The following is an 18374-nucleotide window of genomic DNA, read 5'->3' as shown; positions in this document are numbered from 1 at the left end:
TTGTTAGCGGGTCCGATGATACTATCAAATATCACAGTGCCGTTGTTAGGAATTGTTGATACTGCTGTAATTGGGCACTTAGGAAGCGCTCATTACTTAGCGGGTATTGCCCTTGGCTCTGCAGTTATATCTATTTTATTTTGGCTTGCTGGTTTTTTAAGAATGAGCACCACGGGACTCGTGGCACAAGCATATGGAAAAAACGATTTAACCCAACTTGCCGCTTTACTTAAACGAAGCCTATTGCTTGCAAGCGCAGTGGCCGTGCTATTAATTGTGTTATCCCCATTAATAAAGCACGCTATTGCTTATCTCTCCGCCGCCAATAGCGATGTACTTATCCAAGCGTATCAGTATTTTAGCATTCGTATTTTTAGTGCTCCAGCAGCATTGTGTAATTTAGTGTTACTGGGTTGGATGCTTGGTGTACATTATGGTCGAGGCCCATTTTATTTATTACTCGTCACTAATATCGTTAATATAGTACTCGATATTTATTTTGTTGTTTATTTAGATTGGGCAGTTGCAGGCGCTGCGTGGGCTTCACTTATTGCTGATTATACGGCTTTAGTATTTGCACTGTTTTTAGTGGTTAAACTAGCTAAAAAACAAGACATTGATCTAAATGTACCGAATTGGTTGAGTATTAGCAAAATGGCTGAATTATTGAGTTTGAATAGAGATATATTTATTCGCTCTTTAATACTGCAATTATGCTTTAGTTTTATGACGTTTTACGCAGCGCGTATAGGCGAAACCACATTAGCTGCTAATGCTGTTTTACTTAACTTTCTAATGTTGGTGAGTTTTGCTCTTGATGGCGTTGCTTACGCGTCTGAGGCAAAAGTAGGGCAAGCTAAAGGCCAAGGAAGCGTTAAAAATATAGAGCTTTGGGTTAAAATAAGTGTATTTTGGGGCATGCTTTTTGGCGTCTTATATAGCGCTTTTTTTGCATTATTCGGCAGCGGTATAATCAAGCTTTTAACCAATGTGCCAGAGGTTATTCAAGAGGCAACACACTATTTACCATGGCTAATAGTGTTGCCTATTTTGGCTATGAGTTGCTTTTTGTTTGATGGTGTTTTTGTAGGGCTTACGCGAGCAAAGAACATGCGTAACAGTATGATACTTTCAGCAGGAGTTGGCTTTTTTGGTGTGTTTTGGGTGTTTATAGACTGGCAAAATAATGGGTTATGGCTTGCTATGAGCTGTTTTATGTTAATGCGCGGGGTTACATTAATAATTAAATATCACCACTTAAAAATAAATAATCAGCTATTAGATTAAACTAAATAAATGGTTTATTTCCAGAGATCGGGGTCGTGGTGTTTAGGGCCCATATCTTTTAAAACTTGTGAAAAACGATTAGCAAAAATACCGCAGTAGCCCCAACCGGCAAAAAATAATGCGGGGAGTAAAATTATAACGCCAATTATTTGTAAGCTGTAGTGAGTGTAATACCCAATAGATATGAATATCACGGCTAGCACAAACAGTGCTAAGCCGCGAAAAAAGCGCTTTAAGCTCAGCTTAGGGTTGCTCCCTAAGCGATAAATAAGCTGCTTTAGCATTTAGAAGGCCTAATAGTAAGAGTGATCGCCCGCTTCGTGCTCTGTTATATCAGCAACACCGGTGATTTCTTCAAACTTAGCTATCATTTCTTTTTCAATGCCTTCTTTTAGCGTTACATCGATCATAGAACAACCGTTACAACCACCACCAAACTGAAGTATAGCTATACCTGCTGCTGTAATTTCAACAAGGCTTACTTGACCACCGTGGTTAGCAAGTTGTGGATTTACTTCGGTTTCTAGCATGTGCTGTACACGTTCGTTTAACGATGCATCGTTACCTATTTTACGCGCCTTTGCATTTGGTGCTTTTAGCGTTAACTGAGTACCCATTTTGTCGGTAACAAAATCGATTTCAGCTTCTTCTAAAAATGGAGCACTTTCAGCATCTACAACGGCATCAAAACCGTTAAAGTTTAGGCGAATATCGCTCGCTTCTACAGCGTCTTCTGGACAATAAGACACACCACATTCCGCTTGTGATGAACCAGGGTTTACAACAAACACACGAATATTGGTTTGTTGTGATTGATCTGCTAATAGTTTAGCAAAATGCGCTTGCGCTGTTTCGGAAATAGAAATCATAAAACCATCTATACTTGACTAAATTACTCGGATACTGCGTATCATACTCCGCTCATCGTGTTGCGGCTAGTGTTGAGCGTAAAAAGTTGGCATCTATTTTAAGCAATGGTAGCGTGCAAACAACGAACATTTTTTGAGTGATTTATATGCGTTTGGTATTAACATTAATGGTGGTGTTGCTTAGCTTTTCAAGTGTAGCTAAGCCACTTTCGTATTATTTTGAACAAGATGTAAAATTTGACCCTTCAATTCCTACTCCTGAGCAAGTACTCGGTTACGAAGTAGGAGAGTGGCACGTGAGACACGATCAGCTCGTACGTTATATGGAAATACTTGCTGATAAAAGCGACCGTATAAATTTTGAAGTGATTGGCCGCACACATGAACAACGCCCCCTTGTCATGCTAACAATTACAGCAGCTGATAAGTTATCAAGCATAGAGCAGACACGCCAAGCTCACTTAGCACGCTTAAGTAATAACAGTAGTAAAGCACAAGACGACCCTGCCGTTGTATGGATGGGTTATAGCGTTCATGGTAATGAGTCATCAGGTAGTAACTCATCTTTGCTGGTGGCATATTACTTAGCTGCTGCACAAGGTACTGAAATAGATGAGCTATTAAATAACACGGTTATTTTACTCGATCCTTCACTTAATCCTGACGGGCTTGCTCGTTTTGCTAATTGGGCAAACAGTAACCGAGGCATGAACTTATCAAGTGACCCTAAAACCCGTGAACATGTTGAAAACTGGCCAAGTAGTCGTACCAATCATTACTGGTTTGATTTAAATCGTGACTGGTTATTACTACAGCATCCTGAATCGCGTGCGCGTATTGCCAAATTTCATCAGTGGAAACCAAATGTCTTAACCGATTTTCATGAAATGGGGCCTAATAGCAGTTACTTTTTTCAACCAGGTATTCCAAGCCGTAAACACCCAATAACACCTGATGAAAATGTAACGTTAACTAAAGCGATTGCTAACTATCATGCAAAAACCTTAGATGAAAACAATGCACTTTATTTTACAGAAGAAAGCTTTGACGATTTTTACTATGGAAAAGGCTCAACTTACCCAGATGTAAATGGCGGCATAGGCATTTTATTTGAACAAGCAAGTTCTCGCGGACATATTCAAGAAACCATAAATGGACCTTTAAGCTTTCCTTTCACTATTAAAAATCAACTGTTAACGAGTTTATCTACCTTTAAGGCTGCAATTGATAACCGCCAAGCGTTATTGGATTACCAAGCTAAATTTTATAATCAGGCTACTGATTTAGCCAGCAATGAAAGCTTTGAAGGTTATGTTGTTGAAGGTGCAAGCGACAACACCCGTATTAAGCATTTTTTAGAATTGTTAAAGCAGCATCAAATTAACGCTTACCCACTTACTAAATCATTAAAAGCTGATGGTAAAAATTTCAGTACGCATAGTTACTTTGTACCATTAGCACAACCGCAATATCGTTTGGTAAAAGCGATTTTTAGTGAGCAAAAAAACTTTGCTGATAATACTTTTTACGATGTATCTGGTTGGACATTAGCGCATGCGTTTAATCTGCCATTTTCTAAAGTTAAAAGTAGCTGGGGATTAAAGGTTGCTGATAAAGCGTGGGAAAAAGTAGCAACTCCATCATTTGCTTCACTCTCAGAGGGTTATGCATTTGGTTTTTCGTGGGATGATTATTTAGCACCTAAAATGTTAAACAGCTTATTAGAGCAAGGTATAAAAGCACGTGTAGCGCTAAAAGCGTTAACGGCTAAATCAACATCAGGAGAAATTAATTTTAAACCTGGAAGTATTATTATACCGGCTGGACTACAAACAAATACAGATTGGATTACCTTGCTAAATAAAGCACAAAATGAGTTTGGTATTGCAATCAAACCTATTACATCAGGCTTAACAAGCAAAGGAGCCGATTTAGGGTCGCGATCAATGGCGGTTGTTAGTGCTCCAAAAGTACTGCTTATTGGCGGGCAAGGCGCAAGCCAGTACGAAGTAGGCGAAGTGTGGTATTACCTAGACCGCTTTGTTGGTGTAGCGCCAACAATTGTTGAAATGAATCGCTTTAGTTCACTCGAGTTAAGTGACTACAGCCATATTGTGCTTGCTCATGGCAATTACAGTAGCTTATCTGACGCTGACAAAGTGGCAATTAAAAGTTGGGTAAGAAAAGGCGGCGTTATTTGGGGTCATAAAGGTGGTGCTAAATTTTTAGCTGATCAGCAACTACTTAAAGCAAGCTACCTATCACGACAAGATGTAGCGAGTGCATTTAATACAACAGGTTTAAGTTATGGTGATAAAGATCATTTAGCAGGGCGTCAGCGCATTGCAGGTGCCATTTTTAATACGAATGTAGACTTAACACACCCACTTACATTTTCACTTAAGCGTAATACATTGCCCGTATTTAAAAATAGCACGTGGCTACTTGAAGTGTCAGACGCACCGTTTGTAAATGTACTTACGTATACTAAAAAGCCATTGTTAGCGGGTTTTACCGATGCCGTTAATGTTGAGCAAGTTGCTGGCGGCGCAGGCTTAATTGCTCACTCATACGGACGAGGTACAGTGATAGGCATGACCGACGACCCTGTATTTAGAGGTTACTGGTATGGGACTAGTCGACTACTAAGCAACGCTTTATTTTTTGGCCATACGTTTCGTGCAAATGGCGAATAATACCAATTCGCTTAATTAAGTGATCTATTTTGAGGATGGAAAAACGTGTTGATAGCTAGGCAAAAAATTCGCTATTTAGTTGTTCTCGGCAATTGCTCCTGCATTGCTCTACCTTCTGCATCCATGCAGTCGTAAATGAGAATTTTTTAACACAGGTAGCGACACGTTTAGCCCCGCAAAATGATTAAGTATTATTGCGGATTGGTATAATACTTTTTAATAATTAAATAGGCGTTAAGCAAGTTGTAAAAGCCCACACTTGTTTAGCGCCTGCTTGTTTTAGTGCACTAGTAGCTGCGTTTAATGTTGCCCCTGTCGTCATCACATCATCAACAATAGCGACTGTTTTACCGCCCATATCCTGTGTACAAATAAAGGCATTTTTTAAGTTTTTAATACGCTTTGCTTTAGATAGCTCCGACTGGGCTTGTGTTTTTTTATCGCGAATAAGTACGTTACTCACTGATGCGTAATTAGCTAAACATGGTTGCCAAACTTGGCTTACCTGATTAAACCCGCGAGTAATGAATCGGCTTTTATGAAGAGGTAAAATAATAAAGGTATCTGGCAAAGTAGGGCTTTGCTCAAAAAACTGCGTTAATTGTTTTTGTATAACTTGCTGCAGTGCCTTTTTATAATGAATTTGATTATTAAATTTTAGCCTTTTAAGCCAATGTTCAAAGGGAGGTTGATAAAAAGCACAGGCAAATAATTTATCAAACTCGCAATTAGGAAACATCTCAACAATATCGGGTCGATGCAGTAAATTCTTATGCTTACTAAAATCAAACAATGGTAAATCTTCAAGGCAATAATCACAAAGCCCTAAAGAGATCGTAATCGTATTTTGACATTGCACGCAATAAGAGGGAAATAACCAATTTAAAATGGCTTGTTTCACTGACTCGCTCCTTGCATTGCAATCGCCTTTTTAAACGTTATGATGAGCCTAAGTTTGGTAAAGGTTAGGCAAATATGCAAAATGAGTTAGTGTTATTACATGGTTGGGGAATGAATCAGGGCGTATGGCAGTTAGTACAGCCAGAACTTGAGTTTTTATATTCAGGAAGTGTACGTAGCCTTGACCTACCTGGGTTTGGTAATAACCATGTTTGCCCAAGCCCTTATACTTTGCATGATGCAGCAGAAACTTTAAGTAAGCAGTTAAAGCCGAAGACCATTTTAATGGGGTGGTCGTTAGGTGGATTATTTGCACTTTATATTGCTAAGCATTGGCCTGAAAAAGTATCAAAAGTTATTTTAATTGCATCGACTCCTTTTTTTGCGGAGGCAGATAATTGGCCCGGAATAAAAGCGAATGTATTGGCGCAGTTTAAAGAGCAGTTAGTTAATCATCGAGAAAAAACAATAGAGCGCTTCTTAGCTATTCAAGCGATGGGTAGCGAGTCGGCGCGTGATGATATAAAGCTGCTTAAACAATTACTAAATCAGTACAGCGCACCACAAAGCGACGCCCTGAGTGCTGGTTTAGATATTTTACAAAACGACGATTTACGTGATTTATTTGCTCATTGCCCAGTACCTATCAAAGGAGTATTTGGCCGACTTGATGCCTTAGTGCCTTATAAAGCAATTAGTGAAATGTCAGTACTAAATACTGAGTTTGAATACGAGGTGCTAGATAAAGCGTCGCACGCGCCATTTATTTCTCATAAAAGTGAGTTTTTATCTGTCGTTAAATCAATGCTTTAAAATAGAGCTAAGAATAGCGCTGTTTAAAGCTTTATTTTGAGCAGAACCTGAGCGATAATTAAACAATGTTTATTTGGTGGAGGTTTTAATATGCCAATCGGATCTGTATTTAATAGTGGTGTAGAAGGGTTTAATCGAGCTAGCCAAGGTATTGAAAAGGCCAGTGCTGAGATTAACCGTGCCAGTATAGAACAGCAAGATGACGCACAATTAGCGCAGCAACGTCAGCTTACAGCAGCACGCCCTGAAGAAGCTATTACTGCACCTGTAGCACAGCCAGCTCGTGTTGATGAAGCGCTTGTTAACTTAAAAGTTGAAGAGTTTAATGCCAAGGCAAATACGCAATCAATTCAAACGGCCGATGATGTACTTGGCACGTTAATCGATATTAAAGTTTAGTATTATGAATATTGTCACGCCATTTCCGTCTATCAATATAAACACTGCAAATGTTTATACGGAAACTGCACGGCGTGACAACCAACTACGCGAAGTTATTCCTGCTCCCGCATCTAGTAGCGCAAGCAATACAGAAACCAAAGCGCAAAGTGATTCTGAAAAAGCAAAATTACCAGGCAGTAGCGATGGTGCGACGTATAACGCAACGGGAAAAATAGCAGACGAAAAGTCAGTTCAGCAGCGCGATGGAAACTCAGAAAACCCTGAGGGCTCTGAGGAAGAAAGTGAAGCAATTGAGAAAAAAGAATCTGAGCAAGAAGAGCTGCAATTAGAACAAGAACAACAACAAATTACAGAGCTAAAAGCACGAGATACTGAAGTACGAATACACGAGCAAGCGCACGCTTCTGTAGGTGGGCAACATGCTGGCTCGCCAAGCTATGAGTATCAACGTGGCCCAGATGGTACTAACTACGCAGTTGGCGGAGAAGTACAAATAGATGTGTCAGAAATTCCGGGTGACCCGCAAGCGACTATAGACAAAATGCAAACGGTACGCGCTGCCGCATTAGCCCCTGCAGAGCCTTCGGGAGCTGATCGCTCTATTGCTGCAGATGCTACGCAAAAGCTAGCAGCGGCTCAGGCTGAGCTTGCACAACCTGAAAAAGAAGACGACGAAGACGCAAAAAGTAAACTTGAAGCGTCATTCTCTAGCGATGAAAGCAGCGATACAAAAACAGCTAAAAGTGACGAGCAAACACGTGATGCCGATGTTGAGGCACGGGCGGGGCGTATTGCTAACTTTTATCAAATGGCTACATCGCCAGCGAGACAAAGTAGTTTTTCAGCGTTAAGTTAATAATTTAGTAAAACGTAACCACAAAAAAACCGCTTACGCGGTTTTTTTCGTTTTAGCTTAGCTGTACAAGTATTATTTTTTCACTTTAGCATTAGCGAACGCATCGGCAAATGCATTACCCATTAACGCATTGCCATTGTCACGTTTAGGCTTTGCAGCGCGAGGTTGCGAATTATTAGCACGTGTTTGTGGCTTTTGCGTAGCTGGCGCTGCTGACTTATTACTTGTGTCAATGTCGTCATCTAAGCGCATAGTAAAGCTTATACGTTTACGTGCAGCGTCTACTTCAACAACTTTAACCTTTACAATATCACCAGCTTTAACAACTTCACGCGGATCTGATATAAATTTATTCGTGATTGCTGAAATATGCACTAAACCATCTTGGTGAACACCTACATCAACAAACGCACCAAAATTAGCAACGTTTGAAACCACGCCTTCTAAAATCATACCTGGTTTTAGGTCACTAATTTTTTCAACACCGGCTTTAAACTCAGCTGTTTTAAATTCAGGGCGAGGATCTCGACCTGGTTTATCAAGCTCAGTAATAATGTCGGTAACGGTTGGTAAGCCAAATTTTTCGTCAGTGTAATCGTTAGCAGCAAGTTTAGTTAAAAAGTCGCTGTTACCAATTAGGTTACTGACATCGACGCTATTGCGTTCACAAATACGTTTAACAACAGGATAAGCTTCAGGGTGAACTGATGAGTTATCTAGAGGATCGCTACCATTGTTAATACGTAAAAAACCAGCCGCTTGTTCAAATGCTTTTGGCCCTAAACGCTCAACCTTTTTAAGCTCACTACGTTTAGTAAATGTGCCGTTAGCATCGCGATAATTAACGATATTTTGCGCTAATGTTTTGTTCAAACCAGATACGCGTGTAAGTAGCGGTACCGATGCCATGTTTAAATCTACGCCTACTGAGTTTACACAGTCTTCAACTACTGAAATAAGGCTTTGGCCTAATTGGCTTTGCGATACATCGTGTTGGTATTGGCCAACACCAATTGATTTTGGCTCAATTTTAACAAGTTCAGCAAGAGGATCTTGAAGGCGGCGCGCAATAGAGACAGCCCCTCGTATAGAAACATCTAAATCTGGGAATTCATTAGCTGCAAATTCAGAAGCTGAGTAAACCGATGCACCCGCTTCGCTAACCATAATTTTACTAAGCTTAAGTTCGCTGTTTGCTTTCATAAGCTCAGCAACCAACTTATCTGATTCGCGTGATGCAGTACCGTTACCAATCGCAATTAGCTCAACTTTATGCTGACGACAAAGTTGCTCTAACGTACGCACTGATTTATCCCAATGATTTTGTGGTGCATGAGGGAAAATAGTTTGTGTAGCTAGTAATTTACCTGTGCTATCAACAACGGCAATCTTACAGCCAGTACGAAGGCCTGGATCAAGACCTAAAGTAGTACGGGGGCCTGCAGGTGCTGCCATTAATAAATCTTTTAAGTTTTTAGCAAATACGTCGATTGCACCAGCTTCTGCTTTTTCGCGCATTGCTGCAAAAAATTCATTCTCTAGGTGTAATCCTAACTTAATTTTCCACGCCCATTGCACAACGTTTAATAACCAAGGACTTGCCGCTTTATATTTAATATCTAAACGGTAATGGTCAGCAATCATGTTGGCACATAGTTGCGCTGAATTTTCAGCGCTAGGCTCTGGATTAACATTTAACTGAAGTACACCTTCATTTCGGGCTCTAAGCATAGCAAGCGCGCGGTGAGAAGGTACTTTTTTGAGAAGTTCTTGATGCTCAAAGTAGTCACGGTATTTTGCACCCGCTTGCTCTTGGCCTTTAATTACAGTGCTTTCAATTGCGCCGTTTTGGCTTATGTGGCTTCTAAATTTAGCAAGTAATTTTGCGTCTTCAGCAAAGCGCTCCATCAAGATAAATTTAGCGCCTTCGAGTACAGCTTTTGTATCTGCAAAGCCTTTTTCAGCACTTACAAATTGATCTGCTTGTTGCTCTGGGTCAAGGTTAGCATCTTTAAATAGTGCATCTGCAAGTGGCTCTAAACCTGCTTCAATTGCTATTTGGCCTTTAGTACGGCGCTTAGCTTTGTAAGGTAGGTATAAATCTTCAAGTTCAGTTTTACTTTGTGCATTAGTTATATCGGCACTTAGCTCTGGCGTTAATTTATTTTGCGATTCGATGGTCGATAAAATAAAACTACGGCGCTCTTCTAGTTCACGTAAATACGATAAACGCTGCTCTAAAAGGCGTAATTGGGTGTCGTCTAGGCCGCCGGTAACTTCTTTTCTGTAGCGGGCAATAAAAGGAACAGTTGCGCCTTCATCAAGTAATTTTGTAGCTGCAACAACCTGTTGCTGCTGTGCGTTTAACTCACCGGCTAAACGTGCAGAGATATCGCTCATGCAAAAACCTTTTTATACAATAAAATAAGACCAGAAGCGTGTTACTGGCGCCGTTAATTGCTTGAATAATATCACAGGAGGTAGTAATAAAAAGCTCTTAAAGCAAGCTATTTCACTTGCTTTAAGATGGTTGGGAGGGGAGTAAATCAATTCAACTAAAAGAGCGCCCTAGTGAGGATGCTCAATGTTTTCTAATACTTCACTGAAAGAGTGAGCAATAGGGCTAATATGTAGTGGAATATGTAATGTTTTAGCTATTTGGCGAGCTGAAATTAGACCACAAATTTCGCTACTTGCTGTTGTAACTAATAAAAACATTGTGCCCTGATGCTCCATCGTTTGCAGCGCATCACCAATGCATGCATAGCTTAAGCTTTGCATGCTTACACCTGTAAGTCGGCTAATTGGCGTCATAATATCGCGCAAGCTTACTTCACTTCGTGGGGTATTTAAACGCTCTGCAATAATAGTAATTTTAGAGCTTTGTAAATCGGCGCTAGAAACAAGACCAATCAATTTTTGGTTCTCGTCGGTTACTAAAACAAAATCAGATTGTTGCGAGCTAACTTGTTTAAGTGCATCTGTAATCGTTGTTGTATGCTCTGCACGAATAGGCGTTTTTTGAGTAAAGTTATTTACCATTTTTAGCGCTGGAGATGATAAATCAATCAATGGTTGGTCATCTGCAAATGTGCTTGCAATAACGCCGTGAGAAACATTTTGAGTACGTAATTCTTTAAAGTTAGACATAGTAGTCACCTTAGTAGTTATAAAATTTAATTAAGTTGTAAAATAATGAATTAAATTAAATAGCTAGGTGGTCCGCGTTGGTACGCAGTGCTAAAAGGTCTGTTTAGGTTGGTGCTCTTATAAAAAGAATCTACGACATTAGGAAGTGGTTGAGGCGACCTAAAGGTAATAGTATTAACGTGAGAGTCTACGTCAAAATCGAGGTTTGCTTGGTCAGGAATGTCACAAGCAATAAAGTGATTAGATAGTTTAGCGTTATCAAGGTTTACTTCAGTGTTACTGGCATGCAGCGTCAAACTTACACTCATTAAAAGTGCAAACAATACGGCATTATTTAATATGCGCTGTACTATGTTTGACATAACCACGACCTTAATTAACTGCTTTCAAATTAAACAAATCAACTTGAATAATTCAGTTATAGCTTATTGGTTTAATTTACACAATCAAAAGTTAACATGATCTGAATCAAAACTTTTTATTTCTTTTTTTGGTAATCGATACTGTTTACATACCACTGTTTTTTACCCTGAGGAGTAGGTACCTCAAAATCGTCATCTACTTGTTTTTTAATCAGCGCCCGCGCCATAGGTGAGTCTATCGATATGTAATCTTTTCGGTCGTAAATTTCATCAGGTCCGACAATTCTGAATTTTTTAGTTTCACCTTCTTCGTTTTCAATTTCGACCCATGCACCAAAAAACACTTTTCCATCTTGAACGGGAGAGTAGTCGATGATTTTTAAATCAGGTATGCGTTTGCGTAAATAGCGTACACGACGGTCAATTTGGCGTAGCAAACGCTTGTTGTACTGATAGTCTGCGTTCTCAGAGCGATCTCCGAGGCTGGCTGCCCAGCTTACTATTTTTGTTACTTCTGGGCGTTTAACGTTCCATAGTTGGTCGTGTTCTTGTTGTAATTGTAAGTAACCTTCGCGGGTAACTAAATTTGTTTTCATGGTGAATTCTTTATTAGCTCTAATGGTGTGCACGTTATTAAATTTGCCAAAACTTGTCGAGCGTAAAATGTAATAAAGTACGAGTAAGTAAGCTTTGAAATGTTCAGTAACAATCTAAGCAAGTAATTAGTTTTTGATTATTAAGTTTTTCATTTATATTAACTAGTAATTGGATATAAAAATAAGAAAGAGATTATGGGACACGAAACCACAAAAGTATTAGTTGTTGATGACGATATGCGCTTACGCAGTTTGCTTGAACGTTATTTAGTAGAGCAAGGCTTTATTGTTAGAACCGCAGGAAACTCGGAGCAAATGGATAGACTCCTAGAGCGAGAAAACTTTCACTTAATGGTTCTCGATTTAATGCTCCCAGGCGAGGATGGCTTATCTATTTGCCGCCGTCTACGCCAAAAAGAAAATGAAATTCCTATTGTTATGCTTACTGCAAAGGGCGACGAAGTAGATCGCATTATTGGCCTTGAACTTGGCGCTGACGATTACATTCCAAAACCATTTAATCCACGAGAGCTACTTGCTCGCATAAAAGCCATTTTACGTCGCCGCGCAAAAGAAGTGCCAGGCGCACCTGCTGCTGAAGAAAACTTAATCGCTTTTGGTAAATTTACGCTTAATTTAGCAACGCGCGAAATGAGTGAAGGGGATAAAACAATATCGCTTACCAGTGGTGAGTTTGCAGTGCTTAAAGCGCTTGTTTCGCATCCACGTGAGCCACTTAGCCGCGATAAGCTAATGAACTTAGCGCGTGGCCGCGATTACAGTGCGCTTGAGCGAAGCATTGATGTGCAAGTGTCGAGACTTCGCCGCATGATTGAAGTAGATGCTGCCAATCCGCGATATATTCAAACCGTTTGGGGTTTGGGGTATGTGTTTGTTCCCGACGGTGAAAAGTAATATTTATGGGTATGTTTCCGCGCAGTGCTTTTGGACAAACTGTTTTTTTAGTGGCGGCTCTGCTGCTCATAAATCAAATAGTGTCTTATGTTACGGTTAGTTTTTATGTTGTAAAACCAACCATTGAGCAAGTTAACTTGATGCTTGCTAAGCAAATTAAAACAGTATTTATTGACTGGGAAGATGGCGTTGAAATAAACGACGAAGTATCTGCAAAGTTTTTTGAAATTACCGGCATTGAAGTCATGACGCAGCGCGAAGCAATGCGCCAAGGGCTTGGGCAAAGCCGCGAATATTCTATGCTATCGCGCAGCATGACTGAGCAACTTGGAGGTTATTCTCGTGTACGTATTAGCCAAACTGATCCGTTGATTTATTGGGTTGAAGCACCGCAAGCGCCAGGTTATTGGGTAAAAGTACCGCTTAAAGGCTTTAAAGAGAACAACTTAGAGTTTTTAACTTTTTACTTATCAAGTATTGGCTTTTTAAGTGTGCTGGGTGGGTGGTTGTTTGCAAGGCACCTTAATAGACCATTAAAAGCACTGCAACAAGCTGCAGTGAAAGTGGGTAAAGGCGACTTTTCTACCAAGTTAGAAGAACAAGGCTCAACAGAAGTAATAGAAGTAACACGCGCGTTTAACCAAATGTCGCGAGGAATTGCCGCACTTGAAAACGACCGCCGTTTACTAATGGCCGGTGTATCTCATGATTTACGCACGCCGCTTACGCGTATCCGTTTAGCCACCGAAATGATGGTTGATGAAGACGACTATCTCCGTGAAGGTATTATTTACGATATAGAAGACATGAACGGGATTATTGATCAGTTTATTGAGTATCTACGCCACCATAAACGTGAAGAACTAAGTTGCGAAGATATAAATGCTTTAGTTGCCGAGGTTGTCAATTCTGAGCTTCAGCATCAACGTACTATTACGTTTAAAAGTAATCCAAATATAGGCAATATACCGTTAAGCTCTGTGGCTATTAAACGTGTAATTACCAACATGATTGGTAATGCGCTGCGTTATTCTGAGGGCGATATTGAAGTACTTAGCTACTTTAATTCAAACAAAAAATATGTAGTTATCGCTGTAAACGATAGTGGCCCCGGCATTCCTGAAAACGAATTAGAGTCTGTTTTTGAGCCTTTTAAACAAGGCGATGCTGCACGAGGAAGTGAAGGCAGTGGCCTAGGCCTTGCTATTATTAAACGCATTGTTGATATGCACGACGGTAAAGTAAAACTAGAAAACCGCCCAGAAGGCGGTTTAAGTGCACAAGTATATTTGCCAATAAAGGTATCAACCCCGGCATAGTAAATGCAGGGGCTTTATTATATTAAAGTGCTTTAAAACGAATAGCTGTACCGCCACTAGTGGCTAATTTAAGCGTTAGTTTATCGCTTGCAGTTACAATACGTTTTTCGATAGCTATATCGTACGGATTATTTTTCCACTCTGCGCTTTTACCATCTTTATAAATTTGTGCTTCAAACTTTTTGCCTTGCTCTAAAAAGTCGAGTTTTACCTCAACAGTTCTGGCTTTTTCGTCCGTAACAGCACCTAGGTACCAATCATTTCCTGAGTATTTAGTGCTTTTACGTTCTTTACGAGCGAATACAATAAAGTCGCCTACTTCACCATCAATAGCAATACTTTGCTGCCAATCTGTTGGTACGTCTTGAATGAATTGAAACGCATCGGGCTTAGCCAAATAGTTTTTAGGTAAGTCGGCAGCCATTTGAATTGGGCTATACAAAACAACATAAAGCGCGAGTTGTTTGGCGAGTGTGGTTTGTGGGCGGTTTGTATCGCCTCCTAAACCATTAAAGCTCATATCAAAAATACCTGGCGTAAAGTCCATTGGTCCTGCAAGCATGCGGGTAAAAGCAAGCATTGGTACATGCTCTGGTGGGTTAGGTGGTGAACCCCATGCATTATATTCTTGTCCGCGTGCACCTTCGCGCGCGATCCAGTTTGGGTAAGTACGGCGCAGGCCTGTATCTTTAATTGGCTCGTGAGTATTAATGCTAATTTTATGCTTAGCCGCAAGTTTTACGTTATAAAGGTATTCGTTAACCATAAACTGGCCGTCATGCCATTCGTGGCGAGCAATACCGTTTTTGTCTATACGTTTTATATTTCCGCCATCGGCTACATAACCTGTTTTTACTTGGCTTACGTTTGATTTTTCGTAAAGAGCAAAGGCATCTTCCATTTGGTCACGGTAGTTGCTTACATTGCCTGATGTTTCGTGATGGCCAATGAGCTGTACGCCTTTTTCTTTGCCGTATTGAGTAAGCGCTGCTATATCAAAGTCGTCGTACGGTTTGGTAAAGTTAAATACATCGCCATTAAAATACCAATCGCCATCCCAGCCAATATTCCAGCCTTCAACGAGTACGCCATCAAAACCATACTGCGCTGCAAAATCCATATAGTATTTTGTGGTTTGCGTAGTGGCGCCGTGTTTTTTACCGCTACCCCAAGTTTGCGTGTTTATATGCATACCCCACCAAATACCCACGTATTTGCCAGGCTTGACCCACGACACGTCACCGAGTTTATTAGGCTCGTTTAGGTTTAGTATTATATCTGAATTAACTAAGCCAACAGCGCTGTCGGCTATTTGAATGGTGCGCCATGGTGTTTTAAAAGCACCTTGTTTTTTAACGGCGACACCATCTGACCACGGCGTTAAATCTGCAGTAAACGTACCAGAGCGGCGTTGATTAAGCACCATGCCTGCGTAATCAACAAGTGCGGCTTCATGAATACTAATATGAGTACCGTCACTTGTTTTAAACGTAAATGGTGTGTGAGCTAGTGGAGCTTCGTTAAGTGGGGTGGTGTTGTAAACATATTCGTAGCGGTTCCAGCCACGAGCAGGTATCCACCATGCTGTTGCATCATGGCTATTGTTTATAGCAAATTCAGTCAGCTCTTTGGTTATTTCTGTATGTTCGAAGCCGGCTTGTTGTGGCACTTCGTATCGAAAACCTACACCACTATCAAATGCTTTAAATCGAATTGTGTAGGTACCTTTATTTGGCTCATTTTTTGTAAAGGTAACGGCTACTTCGTTATATTCGTCAACAACGTTTTGGCGTTCGCCCCAAGGTTGTTGCCACTGCGAGTTAACGCTTTGTTGTTCAATGCTTTTAATTTTAAAGCCGTCGCTAAAAGCTGCTTGTGTTTTAAATTCAAACCCCAGTAAAGATTTGTTTATAACCGCTTTGTTTTTAAATTTTATTGCGTAGCTTGGCGTGTTGTTTTCGTCAGAGATGCTTACTGTTATTTGTGTGTCTGGCGATTTTAGCTCTACGGTTTGTCCGTAGCTATTACTAGCAAAGGCTAAAAGCACAAGTGCTGGTATTCTCATGGTGTGTCCTTAGATGAGTCGGTGGTGACATTTAAGGATAATGACTGTTGATGATTAATACGACTGCTTACATACGTATTCAATGTTTTAAAAAATAGAAAGAATTTGGTGGCTTAATCGGTCTATAATGTAAACAAATTGATAATAGCGACAAGAAAATGATAAAAAGCTTACTTTATGTATTTTTACTAAGTGTTAGTACTGGAGTTTTTGCAGCAAATATTACAATTAAAAATGCTAATAATGACCCATTACCTAATGCTGTTGTATGGCTAACTGCAGGAGACACCTCTAGCGTTATTCCTCCAGAAGCACCTTATGCGATGACCCAGAAAAATCGAGAATTTAAGCCGCGTATTTTAGTTGTCCCACAAAATGCAAAGGTAGAGTTTCCGAATGCGGACTCAATCATGCATCATGTTTATTCATTTTCTAAAGCCAAAACGTTCGAATTAAAGCTATATAAGGAGCACCCAAAAGCGCCCATTACTTTTGATCAAACGGGTGTTGTTGAGCTTGGCTGTAATATTCATGATTGGATGTTAGGTTATATTGTGGTGGTAGATAGCACTATTTTTGCAATCACTGATGAAAACGGGAATGTTGATTTAAATGCCAATGCAGGCGAATACACGTTAAGTGTTTGGCATTCTGGGTTTAGTGATATTAGTAAGGTTGAATCTCAAACTATTACTGTGGCTACTAACCCTATCACTTATAAAGTAAAGCAGGAAATTGCGGAGCAAATTGATTTTGCTACGGATGAATTTGATGACTATTAATCGCTTAACGAGGCTGGCATTTTTAGCCGGTGCTTTATGTTTTAGTAATGTGTTGTATGCACAAGTAAAAGGCTTAATACAAATTAGAGCCGTGCAGGGTGACGATATACGTAGCTTCCAAGAGGGCGGCCTTGGGCTATATCGGCACGATACTAAAAGCGACGAACTTATTTTATCCCAAGGTATTTTAGATTTTAATGTTGATTTAGCATCTAGTTGGTCGGCTCATGGGGTGTTAAATGCGAATCAAGATCCTGACGTTGGCCTTGGTTTTACGCAGGCTTATATAAAGTATCAGCCGCTATCTAACAGCAACTATAAATGGCACATGCGCGTGGGGGGCTTTTACCCACTTATGTCGCTTGAAAATCCTGATATAGGGTGGACTTCTCCTTATAACTATACAAACTCAGCTATTAATAGCTGGATAGGCGAGGAAGTACGCACTGTTGGCGCAGAGGTAACTATTAAGCGCCCAGCAAAACGTTTCAACAGCGCTCATAGCTTTAGTTTTGTAGGTGCTACATTTAAAGGCAATGATCCTGCCGGTACTTTACTTGCGTGGCGTGGTTTTGCATTACACGATAGACAAACTACATTTAACGAAAGTATTAAATTTGCGCCTATAGCGGCATTAAATGCATACGAATTACGTTGGCAGGCTAATCAGGTTTTACCGTTTGAAGAAGTAGATGGGCGTTTTGGCTATTACGCTGGCGTACATTGGGATTACTTAAAAAAATCACAATTTCGAATTTATTATTACAACAATAATGGCGACCCAACCACACTTAATATTAGTACAGGGCAGTATGCTTGGGATACTCGCTTTACAAGCGCTGCTTGGCTTTATAAGTTTAATAGTAAAACACGTTTAATAGCACAGGTACTTAATGGTAAAACTGAAATGGGCAGTAACGCATTAATTGATAATGCTTTTTATAGCCATTATTTAATGCTGAGCCATAAAGAAGGCAAACATCGAGTTTCAGTACGTTATGATTATTTTAAAGTTACTGACAACGACACAACCGCGTTTGACCCTAATGCAAGTAATGGGGAAGGCTTAACCGCAACATGGCGCTACCAGCTCACTAATAAACTACAAATAGGGGTTGAAGGTTCTGCACTTAAAAGTGTTGCAAAAAATAGAGAGCCAATTGGATTTAATGAACGAATCTCGCAGCAGCAAATAATGCTAAATGCGCAATGGCGTTTTTAAAAGTATAAAAAAGGGAGCATTTAAATGCTCCCTTTTTAGTTTAATAAAATTGGTATAGATTATACCAACCTGCATAAATTTTTGATCAATTTAACGAATTAAATTGCACTATAACGTCGTTAAAAATTTTTTATTTAGAA

At 40.0% G+C, this 18374-nt stretch carries 17 protein-coding genes; 9 read left to right on the top strand and 8 right to left on the bottom strand.

Annotation, left to right across the window (positions count from 1 at the left end; all coding sequences use genetic code 11):
* The first annotated feature begins 15 nt into the window (after nt 1–15).
* Entirely contained in the window at nt 16–1287 is a 1272-nt protein-coding gene (locus GQR38_RS17405) for an MATE family efflux transporter (RefSeq protein ID WP_165722810.1), read from the top strand.
* A 14-nt stretch (nt 1288–1301) separates the two neighbouring features.
* On the opposite strand, the gene GQR38_RS17400 is transcribed toward GQR38_RS17405, so the two are convergent.
* A complete protein-coding gene (locus GQR38_RS17400) occupies nt 1302–1571 on the bottom strand; it encodes a hypothetical protein (protein WP_002959572.1) in 270 nt (89 codons plus the stop codon).
* Nucleotides 1572–1580: 9 nt separating this feature from the next.
* The gene (nfuA, locus tag GQR38_RS17395; RefSeq protein ID WP_007584966.1) at nt 1581–2156 is read right to left on the bottom strand and encodes a Fe-S biogenesis protein NfuA; all 576 of its coding nucleotides are present in this window, start codon (nt 2154–2156) and stop codon (nt 1581–1583) included.
* A gap of 146 nt (nt 2157–2302) precedes the next feature.
* On the opposite strand from nfuA, the gene GQR38_RS17390 reads away from it, so the two are divergent.
* Entirely contained in the window at nt 2303–4852 is a 2550-nt protein-coding gene (locus GQR38_RS17390; RefSeq protein ID WP_165722795.1) for a M14 family zinc carboxypeptidase, read from the top strand.
* A 223-nt stretch (nt 4853–5075) separates the two neighbouring features.
* On the opposite strand, the gene GQR38_RS17385 is transcribed toward GQR38_RS17390, so the two are convergent.
* On the bottom strand, nt 5076–5753 hold the full coding sequence (locus GQR38_RS17385) for a phosphoribosyltransferase family protein (RefSeq protein ID WP_165722794.1): 678 nt from the start codon (nt 5751–5753) through the stop codon (nt 5076–5078).
* A gap of 74 nt (nt 5754–5827) precedes the next feature.
* Here GQR38_RS17385 and bioH point away from each other — a divergent pair, with 74 nt between their 5' ends.
* From bioH to GQR38_RS17370, 3 genes are all read left to right on the top strand, one after another.
* A complete protein-coding gene (gene bioH / locus GQR38_RS17380; protein WP_101163194.1) occupies nt 5828–6565 on the top strand; it encodes a pimeloyl-ACP methyl ester esterase BioH in 738 nt (245 codons plus the stop codon).
* Between the two features lie 90 nt (nt 6566–6655).
* Nucleotides 6656–6964 carry a hypothetical protein gene (locus GQR38_RS17375; protein ID WP_007584971.1) on the top strand — a complete coding sequence of 103 codons (309 nt, stop codon included), beginning with the start codon at nt 6656–6658 and terminating at the stop codon, nt 6962–6964.
* Nucleotides 6965–6968: 4 nt separating this feature from the next.
* Complete coding sequence (locus GQR38_RS17370; protein ID WP_165722793.1) at nt 6969–7823, top strand: putative metalloprotease CJM1_0395 family protein; 855 nt, start codon at nt 6969–6971, stop codon at nt 7821–7823.
* Nucleotides 7824–7895: 72 nt separating this feature from the next.
* On the opposite strand, the gene GQR38_RS17365 is transcribed toward GQR38_RS17370, so the two are convergent.
* The 4 genes from GQR38_RS17365 to greB form a co-directional block, all read right to left on the bottom strand.
* On the bottom strand, nt 7896–10223 hold the full coding sequence (locus tag GQR38_RS17365) for a Tex family protein (protein WP_010554943.1): 2328 nt from the start codon (nt 10221–10223) through the stop codon (nt 7896–7898).
* 168 nt (nt 10224–10391) lie between these two features.
* Nucleotides 10392–10973, bottom strand: coding sequence for a CBS domain-containing protein (locus tag GQR38_RS17360; protein WP_165722792.1), 582 nt, complete (start codon nt 10971–10973; stop codon nt 10392–10394).
* Between the two features lie 50 nt (nt 10974–11023).
* A complete protein-coding gene (locus GQR38_RS17355; RefSeq protein WP_007584977.1) occupies nt 11024–11335 on the bottom strand; it encodes a hypothetical protein in 312 nt (103 codons plus the stop codon).
* A gap of 116 nt (nt 11336–11451) precedes the next feature.
* Nucleotides 11452–11931 (bottom strand): transcription elongation factor GreB, encoded by a 480-nt coding sequence (gene greB, locus GQR38_RS17350; RefSeq protein WP_007584978.1) that lies wholly within the window; start codon nt 11929–11931, stop codon nt 11452–11454.
* Between the two features lie 195 nt (nt 11932–12126).
* Between greB and ompR the strand changes: the two genes are divergently transcribed.
* Together ompR and envZ are read left to right on the top strand one after the other, a co-directional pair.
* Nucleotides 12127–12846: a two-component system response regulator OmpR gene (gene ompR / locus GQR38_RS17345; RefSeq protein ID WP_002959552.1), complete on the top strand. Its 720-nt coding sequence runs from the start codon at nt 12127–12129 to the stop codon at nt 12844–12846.
* Between the two features lie 5 nt (nt 12847–12851).
* Entirely contained in the window at nt 12852–14165 is a 1314-nt protein-coding gene (gene envZ, locus GQR38_RS17340) for a two-component system sensor histidine kinase EnvZ (RefSeq protein ID WP_024607434.1), read from the top strand.
* Between the two features lie 22 nt (nt 14166–14187).
* Here envZ and GQR38_RS17335 read toward each other — a convergent pair whose 3' ends face one another.
* Nucleotides 14188–16230 (bottom strand): glycoside hydrolase family 97 protein, encoded by a 2043-nt coding sequence (locus GQR38_RS17335; RefSeq protein ID WP_165722791.1) that lies wholly within the window; start codon nt 16228–16230, stop codon nt 14188–14190.
* Nucleotides 16231–16388: 158 nt separating this feature from the next.
* Here GQR38_RS17335 and GQR38_RS17330 point away from each other — a divergent pair, with 158 nt between their 5' ends.
* Entirely contained in the window at nt 16389–17012 is a 624-nt protein-coding gene (locus GQR38_RS17330; RefSeq protein ID WP_165722790.1) for a methylamine utilization protein, read from the top strand.
* Nucleotides 17002–18234: a hypothetical protein gene (locus GQR38_RS17325; protein ID WP_165722789.1), complete on the top strand. Its 1233-nt coding sequence runs from the start codon at nt 17002–17004 to the stop codon at nt 18232–18234. Before GQR38_RS17330 ends, GQR38_RS17325 begins: the two co-directional genes overlap by 11 nt.
* The last annotated feature ends 140 nt before the right edge of the window (nt 18235–18374 follow it).

The sequence above is a fragment of the Pseudoalteromonas sp. c7(2019) genome (assembly GCF_011378625.1).
Classification (GTDB): Bacteria; Pseudomonadota; Gammaproteobacteria; order Enterobacterales; family Alteromonadaceae; genus Pseudoalteromonas; species Pseudoalteromonas arctica.
Note: the sequence above shows the minus strand (reverse complement) of the source record. Positions and strands in the feature narration are given on the sequence as shown.

Bases quoted from the DNA above. Each gene is read 5' to 3' on its own strand.
- GQR38_RS17355 (WP_007584977.1), bottom strand. From the start codon at position 11,335: ATGTCAAACATAGTACAGCGCATATTAAATAATGCCGTATTGTTTGCA.
- GQR38_RS17335 (WP_165722791.1), bottom strand. From the start codon at position 16,230: ATGAGAATACCAGCACTTGTGCTTTTAGCCTTTGCTAGTAATAGCTAC.
- GQR38_RS17390 (WP_165722795.1), top strand. From the start codon at position 2,303: ATGCGTTTGGTATTAACATTAATGGTGGTGTTGCTTAGCTTTTCAAGT.
- GQR38_RS17405 (WP_165722810.1), top strand. From the start codon at position 16: ATGATACTATCAAATATCACAGTGCCGTTGTTAGGAATTGTTGATACT.
- GQR38_RS17325 (WP_165722789.1), top strand. From the start codon at position 17,002: ATGACTATTAATCGCTTAACGAGGCTGGCATTTTTAGCCGGTGCTTTA.
- GQR38_RS17360 (WP_165722792.1), bottom strand. From the start codon at position 10,973: ATGTCTAACTTTAAAGAATTACGTACTCAAAATGTTTCTCACGGCGTT.
- greB (WP_007584978.1), bottom strand. From the start codon at position 11,931: ATGAAAACAAATTTAGTTACCCGCGAAGGTTACTTACAATTACAACAA.
- GQR38_RS17400 (WP_002959572.1), bottom strand. From the start codon at position 1,571: ATGCTAAAGCAGCTTATTTATCGCTTAGGGAGCAACCCTAAGCTGAGC.
- envZ (WP_024607434.1), top strand. From the start codon at position 12,852: ATGGGTATGTTTCCGCGCAGTGCTTTTGGACAAACTGTTTTTTTAGTG.
- nfuA (WP_007584966.1), bottom strand. From the start codon at position 2,156: ATGATTTCTATTTCCGAAACAGCGCAAGCGCATTTTGCTAAACTATTA.
- ompR (WP_002959552.1), top strand. From the start codon at position 12,127: ATGGGACACGAAACCACAAAAGTATTAGTTGTTGATGACGATATGCGC.
- bioH (WP_101163194.1), top strand. From the start codon at position 5,828: ATGCAAAATGAGTTAGTGTTATTACATGGTTGGGGAATGAATCAGGGC.
- GQR38_RS17375 (WP_007584971.1), top strand. From the start codon at position 6,656: ATGCCAATCGGATCTGTATTTAATAGTGGTGTAGAAGGGTTTAATCGA.
- GQR38_RS17370 (WP_165722793.1), top strand. From the start codon at position 6,969: ATGAATATTGTCACGCCATTTCCGTCTATCAATATAAACACTGCAAAT.
- GQR38_RS17330 (WP_165722790.1), top strand. From the start codon at position 16,389: ATGATAAAAAGCTTACTTTATGTATTTTTACTAAGTGTTAGTACTGGA.
- GQR38_RS17365 (WP_010554943.1), bottom strand. From the start codon at position 10,223: ATGAGCGATATCTCTGCACGTTTAGCCGGTGAGTTAAACGCACAGCAG.